Consider the following 14,392-nt stretch of genomic DNA (forward strand, 5'->3'; position numbering starts at 1 on the left):
GAGCGGGCTCAGCGCAGCAGGTCGAGCAGCGCCCGCTCGCGCGAGCCCTTCAGCCCCATCGTCGCGCCCTGCTCGAAGCGCGCGAAGACCTCCGGGTCGATGTAGCTCGACTTCGCGACCGAGGGGGTGTTGCCGAGCGCCTCCGAGACGGCCTTGATCGCCTCCCGGATGGCCCGGTCGCGCGCGGTCTTCGTGGCGACGTCGCGCGCCTGCGCGAGCGACTCGGCCGCGACGAGGGTGCCGTGCAGGGTGCGGAAGTCCTTCGCCGTGAACTCCCCGCCGGTCGCCTCCCGCACCGCCGCGTTGAGGTCGGCGTCGCGCAGCGCGTGCGCGCCCTCGTCGTCGCGCCACGCGAGCAGCCGCGAGCGGCCCGAGCGCCGCGTCAGCAGCTCCTCGACGCAGCGCGCGAGCGCCGGGTCCTCGATCGTCACGTCGAAGCGCTGGCCGGACTTCGCGGGGAAGCGCAGCCGCACCGCGTCGCCCGTCACCTTCGCGTGCCGGCACAGCAGGGTCATGAGCCCGCGCGTGCCGCGCTCCTCGGCGTACGCGTCGCCGCCCGCGCGGATCGCGACGGCGTCGAGCATGCGGAGCGCCGCCGCGAGCACGCGCTCGCGCGGCAGGCCCTCGAGCGCGAGGTCGCGCGTGACCCGGCGTCGCATCGCGGGCAGCGACTCGGCGAGGTCGAGCGCCCGCTCGTGCTTGACCCGGTCGCGGCGCTCGCGCCACTCGGGGTGGTAGCGGTACTGCGTGCGGCCCGCGTCGTCGACGCCGATCGCCTGGATGTGCGCGCGGGGGTCGGCGGCGATCCACACGTCGGTCCAGGCCGGCGGCACGGCGAGCGACTCCGCCCGCTCGCGGTCCTCCGCCGAGACCCTCCGGCCGTTGTCGTGCACGTACGCCCAGCCGCGCCCCGATCGACGGCGCCGGATGCCCGCATCCGTGCCGGGCTTCGCCCTGCGCAGCCTCGCCATAGCGGGATGCTAGCGACGCGCAACCTGGGAATCCGCCCGCTGCCCGGGACGCACGCGGGGCGCGACGCTACGATGGCCGGTCGGATGCCGGGCGAGTGCCGCGGCGGATCGGCCCACGATGACAGCACCCACGACGCCCCGGCGCCACGACCTGCAGGGTCTGCGCGCGCTCGCGTCGCTGCTCGTGGCGACCTCGCACATCTGGTTCGGCAACGTCTCGGGCGGCGTCGACGTCTTCTTCGCGATCGGCGGCTTCCTGCTCGCGTCGAGCCTCATCGGCGAGATCGAGCGCAGCGGCCGCGTCGGCATCATCGCGGCGCTCTGGCGGCAGGCGAAGCGGCTCTTCCCGATGGCGGGCATCGTGCTCGTCGTGGCGGGCTCGATCGCGCTCATCGCCTCGGGGCCGCTGCTGCTCAACCGCGTCGCGCACGACATCTCGGCGGCGGCGACGTACCGGATGAACGAGCGGCTCGCGTCGACGGCGACCGACTACCTCGGCGCGGGCCTCGCGAAGTCCGAGTTCCAGCACTTCTGGGCCATGAGCGTGCAGGGGCAGTGGACGGCGCTGTGCATCGTGCTCATCGGGCTCCTCGCCGTCGCGCTCGGCGACGGCGCTGCCCGGCGGGCGCGCTCGATCGCGGGCGCCCTGCTCGGCGTCGCCGCCGTCGCGTCGTTCGCCTACGCCAACCAGCAGATCGCGATCGATCCCGTGCCCGCCTACTACGACACGCTCGCGAGGTCGTGGGAGCTCGCGCTCGGCGGGTTCGCGGCTCTCGTGCTCACGCGCATCCCCCTCGCGCCCCTCGCGCGCGCGATCATGGCCGTCGTCGGCATCGCCCTCGTGCTCACCGCAGGCATGCTGCCGCAGCACTTCGCGCAGCCCGGTGCGGTGACGCTGTGGCCCGTGACCGGCGCGCTGCTCGTGCTGCTCGCCGGGCACGGCGCGGACTCGGTACCCGTGGGCCGCCTGCTCTCCTGGCGGCCGCTCGTGTGGCTCGGCGGCATCTCCTACGGGCTCTACCTCTGGCACTGGCCGGTGCTGAAGGGGCTCGTCGCGCTCGACCCGTCGCAGGGCGACGGCGTCGGGCTCCTGCCGGGCGCCCTCGTGCTCGCCCTCTCGATCGCGCTCGCGTGGGGCTCGACGAGGCTCATCGCGCTCGCGAGCCGGCCGCGTCCGCGCGAGTCGCGGTCGGTGCCGCGGCTCGTGCCGCTGCTGCCGGCGGTCGCGACCGCGGCGGCCGTGGCGATCGCGATCGCGCCGGGCATCCAGGAGCGGGCGATCGCGGCCCAGGCGGCTGCGGCGCCCCAGCCCGAGTCGCCCGCCCAGCTGCAGGAGTGGGTCGCGCAATCGGTGTCGAAGCCGACGGCACCGATGCGCGGGGCCGTCTCGGGGGAGGCGGGCCAGTCGTCGGAGTGGCTCGTCGACGAGTGCTCGACGGTCGACGAGCTCGAGCTCGACGCGTGCCGGTACCCCGCGCCGCCCGCGACGCACGGCCGGGAGGCGTGGCTCGTCGGCGACTCGCAAGCGGTCGCGCTCGCGCCCGGCGTGCGCGCGGCCCTCGCGGGCCACGCCGACGTGCAGCTGCTCGGCCGCGAGATGTGCCCGTTCTCGAGCGCGCCGGTCGTCGCGCGCGAGCTCGGCGACGAGGCCGCTGCGTGCGAGGCGCACATCGCGCTCGTGCTCGAGCTCGCCGCGGAGCGCAGGCCCGACCTCGTCGTGATCACCTACGGCGCGTGGTGGGTGGGCGACGGCTACCGCCACCTCGGCGTCGACGTCGGGCGGCGGCTCGCCGAGGGAACGCTCGACCTCATGCGGCAGCTCGACGCGCTCGGCGTGCGCTCCGTGTGGCTCGACAGCGCGCCGCCGTTCGCCGAGATGCAGGAGTGCCTCGACGCGGTCGCGACCGACGACGACCTCACGACGTGCATCGCGCCCCTCGGCGACGAGGAGCTGCGGCGCCACGAGCGCATGGTCGAGACGATCGCGGCCGGCGGCGGCGACCTCGTCGACACGCTCGGCTGGTACTGCGACGTCGAGCGCCTCGCGTGCCCGCTCATCGCGGGCGGCGTCTACACGTGGGCCGACCCGCACCACATCAGCGCGCCCGGCGCGGTGCAGCGCGTCGCGCTGCTCGAGGATGCGCTGCTGCCGCGCGTGCGCGCGACGCAGGAGGGAGCGACCGGCCTGCCCGAGTCGACGGTGCCGGGCAGCGCCTCGGGCGGCTGAGCGCCCGTCAGTCCTGCTGCCATCGCCGGCCGTCGGGGAGCCGGGACTTCGACTGCCACTCGCTCTCGCGGTCGAGCACCCGCCGGTGCTTCGTCTCGGCCCACTCCGCCGCCATCCCGGTGAGCGCCGCCTCGACGGCGGCCTGCTCCTCGGGCGTCGGCGAGCCCGCGACGACGACCATGACCGGCTCGGATGCGTCGTTCACAGCGGGATGTTCCCGTGCTTCTTCTCGGGCCGGTGCACGCGCTTCGTGCGCAGCGCGCGGAAGGCGCGCGTCACCATGACGCGGGTCTCGGCGGGCTCGATGATGCCGTCGAGCTCACCGCGCTCGGCTGCGAGGAACGGCGAGGCCACGTTGTAGGTGTACTCGCTCGCGAGCCGCGACCGCACCTCCGCCACGTCGTGCCCGTCGGCCTCCGCCTGCTTGATCTCGTTGCGGTAGAGGATGTTGACGGCGCCCTGCCCTCCCATCACCGCGATCTCGGCCGAGGGCCACGCGATGTTGACGTCGGCGCCGAGCTGCTTCGACCCCATGACGATGTACGCGCCGCCGTACGCCTTGCGCGTGATGACCGTCACCATCGGCACGGTCGCCTCGGCGTAGGCGTAGAGCAGCTTCGCGCCACGGCGGATGACGCCCGACCACTCCTGGTCGGTGCCGGGCAGGTAGCCGGGCACGTCGACGACCGTGAGGATCGGGATGGAGAACGAGTCGCAGAAGCGCACGAAGCGCGCGGCCTTCTCGCCCGCCTCGATGTTGAGGGTGCCGGCCATCTGGTTCGGCTGGTTCGCGATCACGCCGATCGTGCGGCCCTCGAGTCGGCCGAAGCCGATGACGATGTTGGGCGCGTAGAGCGGCTGCACCTCGAGGAACTCGCGGTCGTCCATGATCGTCTCGATGATCCCGAGCACGTCGTAGGGCTGGTTCGGGGAGTCCGGGATGATCGTGTCGAGGCGGCGGTCGGTGTCGTTGACGACCCGCTCGGCGGTGTGGTCGTAGGCGGGCACCTCCGACTGGTTGTTGTCGGGCAGGTAGGCGAGCAGCGCGCGCACGTAGTCGAGGGCGTCGTCCTCGTCGGCGGCGAGGTAGTGGCTCACGCCCGAGACGGTGTTGTGGGTGCGGCCGCCGCCGAGCTCCTCGAAGCCGACCTCCTCGCCCGTGACGGTCTTGATGACGTCGGGGCCCGTGACGAACATGTGGCTCGACTTGTCGACCATGACGACGAAGTCGGTGAGCGCGGGGGAGTAGACGGCGCCGCCGGCCGCGGGGCCCATCACGATCGAGATCTGCGGGATGACTCCGGATGCGGCGGTGTTGCGCTTGAAGATCTCGCCGTACTTGCCGAGGGCGACGACGCCCTCCTGGATGCGCGCGCCGCCCGAGTCGAGCATGCCGACGATCGGGACGCCCACCTTCATGGCGTAGTCCTGGATCTTGATGATCTTCTCGCCAGCGACCTCGCCGAGCGAGCCGCCGAAGGTCGTGAAGTCCTGCGAGTAGACCGCGACCCGGCGGCCGTGGACGGTGCCGATGCCGGTCACGACGGCATCGCCGTAGGGCCGGTTGCCGTCCATCCCGAACGCGGTCGTGCGGTGCCGCACGTAGGCGTCGAACTCGACGAACGAGCCCGGGTCGACGAACTGCTCGATGCGCTCGCGAGCGGTCTTCTTGCCCTTCGCGCCCTGGCGCTCCTTGGCCCTGGCCTCCTTGTCGACCACCGCCTCGCCGTGGCGGCGGCGGAGATCCTCGATCCGCGCGGCGGTCGTCGTGAGGTCGTTCGAAGCCGGCGTCTCGTGGGTCACGGATGCCACTCTAGACGGGCGCGCATGCCAGGCCTTTGTGGACTCCCACAGCGCTCCAGCGCACTTCGGTGGCGATCGTCTCCATGCGGAGCCGCTCGGCCGCATAGGCTGGGCCCATGCTCTTCCCCGGTGCAGCGCGGGCCGCGAGCGTGATCGAGCTCGGCACGGTCGGCTCGACGTTCGACGCGGTCGACGAGCGCGCCGAGCACCTCACGACGTGGGCGACGCTCGACCAGCGCGCCGGCCGCGGTCGGCTCGGACGCGAGTGGGTCTCGCCGGCAGGCAAGTGCCTCGCCGCGACCGTGCTCGTGCGCACGAAGCGCCTGCGCGAGCAGCAGATCGGGTGGCTGCCGCTCGCGGCCGGCCTCGCGCTCGCCGACGCGCTCGACACGCTCGTCGCCGACCGCGCGTCGATCAAGTGGCCGAACGACGTGCTCATCGAGGGGCGCAAGGTCGCTGGCATCCTGTGCGAGCGGCGGCGGACGGGCGTCGCGGTCGGCTTCGGCGTCAACCTCACGCTCTCGCGCGACGAGCTGCCCACCGAGCACGCGACGTCGCTGACCCTCGAGGGAGCCGAGGGGACCGCGCCGGTGCTCGCCGACGCCGTCCTGTGCCACGTGCTGCGCTCGCTCGACGGCCTGCTGCCGGCGCTCGGCACCGAGCGGCTGCGCGCCGCGATCGCGGCCGAGCTCGCGACGATCGGCCGCGACGTGCGCGTGGCGCTGCCCTCCGGCGAGCTGCGCGGCCGCGCCGTGGGCCTCGGCGCGGACGGCGAGCTGCAGGTCGACACCGGCGACGGGATCGTCGACGTGCGGGCCGGCGACGTCGTGCACGTGCGGTGATGGGGGAGAATCGTCGCGTGCAAGCCGGCGACGAGCGAGTGATCGCGCGCATGCGACCGCATGGTCGCGTGCTCGTCGTGCCCGTGCTCGTCCTGTGGGCGTGCGTCGGGCTCTCGACGCTGCTCGTCGACCGCGTCGACTGGCCGCTCTGGAACGTCGCGGTGCTCACCGTCGCGGGCATCGTGGTCGCGCTGCTCACGATCGTGCCGACCCTCGCGTGGCTCTCGCGCGGCTTCGTGTTCACGACCGAGCGCGTCATCATCCGCAGCGGCTTCGGCGGCACGCGCCGCGAGACGATGCTCTCGCGCGTGCACGACGTGACCGTGCGGCGGCGCGGGCTGCAGGCGCTCTTCGGCGCCGGCGACGTGCTGCTCTCGACCGGGGGCGACCGCGCGGTCGTGCTCGCCGACGTGCCGAGCGCGTCGCTCGTGCAGCGCACGCTGTCGGAGCTGCTGGGTGCGCGGGGCTTCGCGGAGCCCGACCGGGTCGACGCGGCGTGACCCGCCGCTGACGAGATGACGAGGAGCTCCATGAAGATCGCCGTGATCGGCTGCGGCTACCTGGGCGCGGTGCACGCCGCCGCGATGGCCTCGCTCGGCTTCGACACCGTGGGCGTCGACGTCGACGCGTCGAAGGTCGAGCGGCTCGGGCGCGGCGAGCCGCCGTTCTTCGAGCCGGGGCTCCCCGAGCTGCTGCGCGCGGGTGTCGGGGCCGGTCGCCTCCGCTTCACGACCGACGTCGCAGAGGCCGCCGGGAGCGACGTCGTCTTCATCGCCGTCGGCACGCCGCAGCTGCCCGGCTCCGACGCCGCCGACCTCGCCTTCGTCGACGCGGCGATCGCGTCGCTCGAGCCGCACCTCGGCGCCGGCATGCTCGTGGTCGGCAAGTCGACCGTGCCGGTCGGCACCGCGGCGCGGCTCGCCGAGGTCGTGCGGCCGACGGGGGCGCGCCTCGCCTGGAATCCCGAATTCCTGCGCGAGGGCTTCGCCGTCCAGGACACGCTCGCGCCGGACCGGCTCGTCTACGGCGTCGAGCCGGGCGACGACGCGGCGGTCGAGCGCCTCGACGCGGTGTACGCCTCCGTGCTCGAACGCGGCACCGAGCGGCTCGTGCTCGACTTCGCGACGGCCGAGCTCGTGAAGGTGAGCGCGAACGCGTTCCTCGCCACCAAGATCTCGTTCATCAACGCCATGGCCGAGCTCGCCGAGACGGTCGGCGCCGACGTGACGCTGCTCGCAGACGCGATCGGCCTCGACGCGCGCATCGGCCGACGCTTCCTCAACGCGGGCCTCGGCTTCGGCGGCGGCTGCCTGCCGAAGGACATCCGCGCGTTCCAGGCTCGCGCGAGCGAGCTCGGGCACGCCGACACGCTCGCGTTCCTCGGCGAGGTCGACCGCATCAACCTGCGCCGCCGCGACCGCATGGCAGCGCTCATCGAGCGCGAGCTCGACGCCGTCGGCGGCGACCGCGTCGCGATGCTCGGGCTCGCGTTCAAGCCCGACAGCGACGACGTCCGCGATTCTCCCGCGCTCGACGTCTGCCGCCACCTGCAGCGCGCGGGCCGATCCGTCGTCGGCTTCGACCCGCAGGCGCGCGAGACCGCCGGCCGCGTCCTGCCCTCGCTCGAGATCGCCGGCTCCGTCGCCGACGCGGTGCGGGGCGCCGACGTGCTCGCGCTCGGCACCGAGTGGAGAGACTTCCGCGAGCTCGACCCCGTCGAGGTCGCCCAGTGGACCCAAGCGCGCGTCGTCGTCGACGGGCGCAACACGCTCGACGCCGCCCGGTGGTCCGCCGCCGGCTTCCGCGTCGTCGGGCTCGGCAAGCCGGAGGTGCAGCCAGCATGATCGTGGGCGTGGTGGGCGGCGGGCAGCTGGCCCGCATGATGATCCCGGCGGCGGTGGAGCTCGGCATCGAGCTGCGCGTGCTCGCCGAGGCCGATGGCATGTCGGCCGCGCTCGCGGCGACCGCGGTCGGCGACTACCGCGAGGCCGAGACCGTGCTCGCCTTCGCGGAGGGCGTCGACGTCGTGACGTTCGACCACGAGCACGTGCCGCAGGACGTGCTGCGCGCGCTCGTCGACGCGGGGCATCGCGTGCACCCCGGGCCCGACGCGCTGCGCTTCGCGCAGGACAAGCGCGCCATGCGCGAGCGCATGGCCGAGCTCGGCGCGCCGCAGCCCGACTGGGCCCCCGTCGACTCCCGCGCCGACCTCGAGCGCTTCCTCGCCGACCACGGTGGCGTCGGCGTCGTGAAGACCGCGACGGGCGGCTACGACGGCAAGGGCGTGCGCGTCGTGCGCGCCGCGGCCGAGGCCCACGACTGGCTCGACGGCGCGGCGGCGGGAGGCCCGCGGCTGCTCGTCGAGGAGCTCGTGCCCTTCTCGCGCGAGCTCGCGCAGCTCGTCGCGCGCCGTCCCTCGGGCGAGACGCTCGTGTGGCCGCTCGTGCAGACCGTGCAGCGCGACTCGATCTGCGCCGAGGTGCTCGCTCCCGCCCGGCACGCCGAGCGCATCCAGCCGCTCGTCGACGACATCGCGCGCGGCATCGCCGACGGGCTCGGCGTCACGGGCGTGCTCGCGGTCGAGCTGTTCGAGACGAGCGACGGACGCGTGCTCGTCAACGAGCTCGCGATGCGGCCCCACAACTCGGGTCACTGGACGATCGACGGCTCGATCACGAGCCAGTTCGAGCAGCACCTCCGCGCGGTGCTCGACCTGCCGCTCGGCTCGACCGCCCTGCTCGCGCCGGCGAGCGTCATGATCAACGTCATCGGGGGGCCCGCGTCGGGCTCGATGACCGACCGCTACCGCGCGGCGCTCCACGCGCATCCGGACGTCAAGGTGCACTCCTACGCGAAGGCGACGAGGCCGGGCCGCAAGGTCGGCCACGTCACCGCGATCGGCGACGACCTCGACGAGGTCGCCTACCGGGCGCGCGCGGCCGCCGCGCACTTCGACGCCTGAGGCTCGGCACCCGGGTCTCCGGCGGCGGATGCGTCGGGGCGGCGAGGCGATAGGCCGTCCATGGCGAGCGTGCGTACCCTGGAGCCCATGCGTTCGCAGGTCAGCATCATCATGGGATCGGACTCCGACTGGCGGGTCATGGAGGCGGCGAAGGCCGTGCTCGACGAGCTCGGCGTCCCCTCCGAGGTCGATGTCGTCTCGGCGCACCGCACGCCCGACAAGATGGTCGAGTTCGCGCGCGGCGCCGCGGACCGCGGCGTGCGCGTCATCATCGCGGGCGCCGGCGGCGCGGCGCACCTGCCCGGCATGGTCGCGTCGATGACGCGCTTGCCCGTCATCGGCGTGCCGGTGCCGCTCGAGCGGCTCGACGGCCTCGACAGCCTGCTCTCGATCGTGCAGATGCCCGCCGGCATCCCCGTCGCGACCGTCTCGATCGGCGGCGCCCGCAACGCGGGCATCCTCGCGGCGCGCATCCTCGGCACCACCGACGCCGCGCTCGCCGAGCGCCTCGACGCCTTCGCCGCCGACCTCGAGCGACAGGTGGGCGAGAAGGCCGCGGCCCTCCGCGGCCGCGTGGACGCGAGCGCATGACGCTGCTGCAGGCAGCCACCTCGATCCGCGACCCCGACGCGCGTCGCCCGGAGGTCATGGAGCGGCGCGGCTGGTGGCTCGTGCTGCTCGGCTTCGTGCTCCCCGGCAGCGCCCAGGTGCTCGCCGGCAACCGGCGCCTCGGCCGCATCGGGATCGTCGCGACGCTCGCGCTCGTCGCCCTGCTCGCGCTCGGCGCGATCCTGTGGTTCGCGTGGCGCTCGGCGCTGCTGACGCTCATCGGCAACTCGATCGGCCTGCTCGTCGTCGAGGTGCTGCTCATCGCCTACGCGGTGCTCTGGCTCGTGCTCGGCTTCGACACGCTGCGACTCGCCCGGCTCCGCAAGGTGCGCGGGGGAGCGCGCGCCGCGATCGCGGCCGTCGCGGTGTTCGCGACCGTCGCGCCCGCGGCGCTCGCGGGCTACGGCGCGAGCGTCGTCGACGCATCCCGGGGCCTCGTCGCGAACCTCTTCGACTTCGCGCGCCCCGCGGTGGAGCCCGTCGACGGGCGATACACCTTCCTGCTGCTCGGCGGCGACGCGGGCGACGACCGCGAGGGCCGGCGCGCCGACTCGATGACGGTCGTGACCGTCAACGCCGAGACCGGCGCCGCGACGATGATCGGGGTGCCGCGCAACCTGCGGAACGCGCCGTTCTCGGAGGGCTCGCCCATGTGGGGCCCGTGGCCCGACGGCTTCGACTGCTCGTCGAGCGACTGCCTGCTCAACGGCACCTACACGTACGGCGAGGCGCATCCCGAGCTCTACCCCGACGCCGAGGCGCGCGGCTCGAGCCCCGGCATCGAGGCGACGCGCGACGCGGTCGAGGGCGTCACGGGCATCCCGATCCAGTTCTTCGTGCTCGTCGACATGTCGGGCTTCGAGCAGCTCGTCGACGCGCTCGGCGGCCTCGAGCTCGAGGTGACCGAGCGCGTGCCGATCGCGATCGAGGGCGGGCCCGTCGAGGAGTGGATCGAGCCGGGCACGCAGCGCATGGATGGCTACCACGCGCTCTGGTACGCCCGCAGCCGCGCCGGCTCCTCCGACTACGCGCGCATGGCGCGGCAGCGGCAGGTGCAGGAGGCGATCATCGCCCAGTTCACGCCGCAGACGCTGCTGACCAAGTACACCGAGCTCTCGGCCGCGGGCCAGGACATGGTGCAGACCGACATCCCGCAGGCCATGATCGGCGGGCTCTCCGAGCTCGCGCTCGAGACCCGGCGGCTGCCCATCACGAACCTCGAGCTCGTGCCGCCGCAGGTGAACACCGGCGACCCCGACTACGACGCGATCCACGCGATGGTGCAGGCGGCGCTCGCCGATGCCGACGCGCTCACGCCCCCGACGGGGGAGCCCGCCGAGTCGCCGCAGCCGTGAGTCGAGCCGCTGCGCGTCAGTGGCGCTCGAGCAGGTCGCGCGCGACGTCGTAGGCGCCGCGCGAGAAGCGCCGGTAGCGGCCGCGGGCGATGCCGCGCAGCACGCCCCCGATGCGCAGCGGGCGGGCGTCGGGCAGCGCCGCTCGCGAGCGCTCGTGGCGGGCCTTCTCGACGAGCCGCTCGAGCGCCGCGCCGCTCGCGAGGCCGCGCCGCGCCGCCTCCGCGGCGAGCTGCTCGGCCCGCGCGGCCTTCTGCGCGTGCTTGCCCGAGTCCGCCTCGAGCACGCGCCGCAGCTTGCCGCCGAGGCTGAGCCGCTGCACCCCGATCGCGTTGCCGCCGTGCTGGCGGTAGTCGATGGTCGTCTCCGGCACGTAGCGCACCCCGCCGCCGAGCGCCGCGCAGATCGCGAGCCACTCGTCGTGGATCCAGGCGGGCGGCACGGGCAGCGCCGCGACCGCCGCGTCGCGCCGCACGATCGCGGTCGCGCCCGTCACGAGGTTGCGCCGCAGGAGGGCGTCGAGCGCGCGCCCCTCCTCGAGCGCGGCGCGCTCCCACGCCGACATCTCGAGCGACTCCTCGAGCGTCGAGCCGAGCGGTGCGCCGTCGGCGCCGACGAGCCGCGCGTTCGAGTGCACGAGCGCGACCCCCTCGAGGTGCGGCAGCAGCCGCTCGAGCCGGTCGGGGTGCCACACGTCGTCCTGATCGCTCAGCGCGACGACGTCGCCGCTCGTCGCGGCGATCGCGTCGGCGAAGTTGGCGGCGACGCCGAGCGCCACGTCGTGCCGACGGATGCGGATGGGCACCTCGGTCTCGCTCGCCACGCGCCGCACGACGGCGAGGGTGCCGTCGGTCGAGGCGTCGTCGCCCACGACGATCTCGCTCACGGGCCGCGACTGGGCGAGGATGCTGCGCAGCTGCTCCTCGACCCACCGCTCGCCCTGGTGCGTGCACAGGGCGACGCTCACGCGCGCGCTCACAGCTCGGCGTGCAGCTGCCACACCTGCCGGGCAGCCGTCTCCCACGTGAAGGCCCGCGCGCGATCCTGCGCGAGCAGCCGCAGGCGGGCGCGCTCGTCGTCGTCGGCGAGCAGGTCGGCGAGCGCACCCGCGAGCTCGTGCGGGCCGCCGTCGACGGCGACGCTCGCGCCGCTCGCGATCTCGACGAGCGAGCGGGTCGCGGGGTGCACGGTGGGCGTGCCGAGCGCCGCGGCGTCGAGCAGCGACAGCCCGAGCGCATCCTGCTCGGCGACGTGGAGGTGCGCGAGCGCACGACGATGGGCGAGCGCGAGCTCGGCGTCGTCGAGCTGCCCGAGCATCACGAGCCGGCCGGCGGGGATGCCCGCCTCGACCGCGAGTCCCGCGAGCCGGGTCTCGCCCCACTGCACCGGACCGGCGACGACGACCCGGGCATCCGGCATCCTCGGGCTCGCGACCGTCTCGATGAGCCGACGCGCCTGGCCGAGCGCGCCCGGGCTCGTGATCGCGAGCACGAACTCCTCCGGCAGCGAGAGCGGCGCCTCCGACTCGGCCGCGCGCAGCAGCGCGGTCGAGGGAGCGGGGTGCACGACGCGCACGCGGTCGCCGGTGTCGTGCAGGAGGGAGAGGTCCTCGGCGATGGCCGTGGAGGGGACGACGATCCCGTCGGCGAGCTGGAGCGCGCGCCGCAGCGCCCGGTCGAACCACTGCTGCTTGCGCTTCGAGCGGTCCGAGAACGGCTGCAGGCCGTGCACCGTCACGGTGACCTGGTCGCCGTGCGACGGCTCGCGCCGCAGCGGCGCCATGAGGCTCGTCGCGTGCACGAGGCCGCGGACGGGGAGCGTCGTGAACGAGTGCAGCCAAGCCTCGCGCAGCTCGCGGGCCGGCACCGCCGTGCGACGGAGCTCGGCGAGGCCCGGCAGCTGCGCCTCGGCGCGCGCGGCGCGGCCGTCGCTCAGCTTCGCGGCGATCGCCCCGACCTCGACGCCATCCGGCGCCGTCCAGGCGAGCGCGCGCGCCATCTCGGTCGAGTAGCGGCCGACCATCGTCGGCGTGCGCTCCCCGACCTCGTCGAGCACGACCGTCAGCCTGGTCGCCATGGCGCCTCCCGCTCCGTCTCGAGTCGTGCCTCCGGCGGGCGGATGCTGCCCGCCGACGACGAGGACCGCTCGAGGCCGATGGCCCCCGGTCGGCTGCGTCGGAGCTCCGATCCTATCCGGGGGCCCTCCGGCTCAGCGGGTGCCGAAGTCGAGCACGTAGTACCAGGAGCCGTTCGAGCCGCGGTCGACGCCGATGCCGATGTGCGTGAAGCTCGACCGGAGGATGTTGTTGCGGTGCCCCTCCGAGGCCATCCAGGCGCTCATGATGCGAGCGGTGTCGGGGCTCGAGCCGCTCGTGCGGCCGACGTTCTCGCCCCAGCCGCGCAGCGAGCACGCGCGCGCCTCGGCCGTGAGCGAGGGGTTGTGCGCCGAGCCGGCGAGGTTGCCCTCGGCCATGGCGCCGGCCCAGCCGGCCGCCATGCGCGTGAGGCAGCCGTCGGCCGCGAGCGGACGGACGCCGGCGGCCGCGCGCTCGCGGTTGATGCGGTCGAGCAGGTCGGAGGCCGAGGCGTCGAGCGCTCCGCACGGCACGAGCGCGGCGGCGACGGGGGAGACGGTCGTCACACCCCCGAGCACGGTGATGCCGCGACTGCCGACGCGGTCGCGCTCCGCGGCGACGGAGCCGCTCGAGGCGCAGCCGGGTGTCGTGAGGTAGAGCGGCTCGCCGCGGAGGCCGGCGTAGACGGCGCCGACGAGGCCGTCGGGGAAGTCGGTGCCGCTCGCGAGCACGAGCTGACCGCCGCTGCGCGCGGGCGTGAAGCGCTGGTTGATCTGCACCGCGGTCTCGTAGCGGTCGGCGCCGGGGAACCGCGTCACGGTGCGGCCCGTGCTCGAGAGGAGCGACTGCACGTCGGCACCCACGCTCGCGACGCTGCCCGGGATGTGGAATCGCTCGACGCCGCCGATGCGCGCGCTGATCTGCTGGCGGAACGACGCGTCCGCCCCGGTCGTCAGCACGAGGCCGTGGCCGTCGCGCGCGGCGACCGCGCCCGCGGCGAGCGCGTCGGGGAAGTCGGCGCCGCTCGCGACCCAGACGTCGCGGACCGACGTGTGCTTCCGCATCCGGTCGAGCAGCAGCATCGAGGTCTCGACGCGGTCGGCGCCGCCGATGCGCGTCACCTCGGCCCGGGGCGCGGCCTGCGAGGCCTGCGCGGCGACCGCAGCGGAGAGCGTCGCCTCGGAGCCGAGCACGACGACCTCGCTCGGAGCGAGGCGGGCGATCTCCGCCCGCACCGACGTCGGGATGCCGTCGGGGCGCACGAGCAGCAGGTGGGCGCCCTCGGCGGCGGCGACGGGTGCGGCGGCGAGCGCGTCGGGGAAGGAGACGCCCGAGGCGAGGAAGACCGCGTCGCCGGCCGGCAGCTGCCGTGAGGCGAGCACGCTCGTCTCGAAGCGGTCCATGCCGGCGATCCGGCTGTCGGCGGCCTCTGCCGCGGGCGCCGGGCCGAGCACGGCGGCGCCGACCACGGCGGCGAGAGCGAGGGAGGTGAGCGCAAGACGGCGCATGGATCTCATTCCGAGAGGATGATGGGGTACAAGTCGGTTACCCT

The 14,392-nt window shown here is 74.5% G+C and carries 13 protein-coding genes; 7 read left to right on the forward strand and 6 right to left on the reverse strand.

Annotated elements, in window-relative coordinates:
• Positions 1-8 precede the first annotated feature (8 nt).
• Entirely contained in the window at positions 9-971 is a 963-nt protein-coding gene (locus tag L332_RS19435) for a DNA topoisomerase IB (RefSeq protein WP_021009923.1), read from the reverse strand.
• A 118-nt stretch (positions 972-1,089) separates the two neighbouring features.
• On the opposite strand from L332_RS19435, the gene L332_RS29310 reads away from it, so the two are divergent.
• Positions 1,090-3,198: an acyltransferase family protein gene (locus L332_RS29310; protein WP_021009924.1), complete on the forward strand. Its 2,109-nt coding sequence runs from the start codon at positions 1,090-1,092 to the stop codon at positions 3,196-3,198.
• Positions 3,199-3,205: 7 nt separating this feature from the next.
• Here the strand turns inward: L332_RS29310 and L332_RS19440 are convergent, their stop codons facing one another.
• Together L332_RS19440 and L332_RS19445 are read right to left on the reverse strand one after the other, a co-directional pair.
• The gene (locus tag L332_RS19440; RefSeq protein WP_021009925.1) at positions 3,206-3,403 is read right to left on the reverse strand and encodes an acyl-CoA carboxylase subunit epsilon; all 198 of its coding nucleotides are present in this window, start codon (positions 3,401-3,403) and stop codon (positions 3,206-3,208) included.
• Entirely contained in the window at positions 3,400-5,001 is a 1,602-nt protein-coding gene (locus L332_RS19445) for an acyl-CoA carboxylase subunit beta (protein WP_021064923.1), read from the reverse strand. Before L332_RS19445 ends, L332_RS19440 begins: the two co-directional genes overlap by 4 nt.
• A gap of 116 nt (positions 5,002-5,117) precedes the next feature.
• On the opposite strand from L332_RS19445, the gene L332_RS19450 reads away from it, so the two are divergent.
• The 6 genes from L332_RS19450 (at position 5,118) to L332_RS19475 (ending at position 10,769) form a co-directional block, all read left to right on the forward strand.
• Positions 5,118-5,843 (forward strand): biotin--[acetyl-CoA-carboxylase] ligase, encoded by a 726-nt coding sequence (locus tag L332_RS19450; protein WP_021009927.1) that lies wholly within the window; start codon positions 5,118-5,120, stop codon positions 5,841-5,843.
• Between the two features lie 50 nt (positions 5,844-5,893).
• The gene (locus L332_RS19455; RefSeq protein WP_158316696.1) at positions 5,894-6,343 is read left to right on the forward strand and encodes a PH domain-containing protein; all 450 of its coding nucleotides are present in this window, start codon (positions 5,894-5,896) and stop codon (positions 6,341-6,343) included.
• Between the two features lie 30 nt (positions 6,344-6,373).
• Positions 6,374-7,687, forward strand: coding sequence for a UDP-glucose dehydrogenase family protein (locus L332_RS19460; protein WP_021009929.1), 1,314 nt, complete (start codon positions 6,374-6,376; stop codon positions 7,685-7,687).
• Complete coding sequence (locus L332_RS19465) at positions 7,684-8,805, forward strand: 5-(carboxyamino)imidazole ribonucleotide synthase (RefSeq protein WP_021009930.1); 1,122 nt, start codon at positions 7,684-7,686, stop codon at positions 8,803-8,805. Before L332_RS19460 ends, L332_RS19465 begins: the two co-directional genes overlap by 4 nt.
• Positions 8,806-8,892: 87 nt before the next feature.
• Positions 8,893-9,396, forward strand: a complete 504-nt coding sequence (gene purE, locus L332_RS19470; RefSeq protein WP_021009931.1) for a 5-(carboxyamino)imidazole ribonucleotide mutase — start codon at positions 8,893-8,895, stop codon at positions 9,394-9,396.
• A complete protein-coding gene (locus L332_RS19475) occupies positions 9,393-10,769 on the forward strand; it encodes an LCP family protein (protein ID WP_021009932.1) in 1,377 nt (458 codons plus the stop codon). The genes purE and L332_RS19475 overlap by 4 nt, the downstream gene beginning before the upstream one ends.
• 16 nt (positions 10,770-10,785) lie before the next feature.
• Here L332_RS19475 and L332_RS19480 read toward each other — a convergent pair whose 3' ends face one another.
• The 3 genes from L332_RS19480 to L332_RS19490 form a co-directional block, all read right to left on the reverse strand.
• Positions 10,786-11,733, reverse strand: a complete 948-nt coding sequence (locus L332_RS19480) for a glycosyltransferase family 2 protein (RefSeq protein WP_158316698.1) — start codon at positions 11,731-11,733, stop codon at positions 10,786-10,788.
• A gap of 8 nt (positions 11,734-11,741) precedes the next feature.
• On the reverse strand, positions 11,742-12,842 hold the full coding sequence (locus L332_RS19485; protein ID WP_021009934.1) for a glycosyltransferase family protein: 1,101 nt from the start codon (positions 12,840-12,842) through the stop codon (positions 11,742-11,744).
• A gap of 132 nt (positions 12,843-12,974) precedes the next feature.
• Entirely contained in the window at positions 12,975-14,348 is a 1,374-nt protein-coding gene (locus L332_RS19490) for a cell wall-binding repeat-containing protein (RefSeq protein ID WP_021009935.1), read from the reverse strand.
• Between the last annotated feature and the right edge of the window lie 44 nt (positions 14,349-14,392).

The organism is Agrococcus pavilionensis RW1 (genome assembly GCF_000400485.1).
Taxonomy (GTDB): Bacteria; Actinomycetota; Actinomycetes; order Actinomycetales; family Microbacteriaceae; genus Agrococcus; species Agrococcus pavilionensis.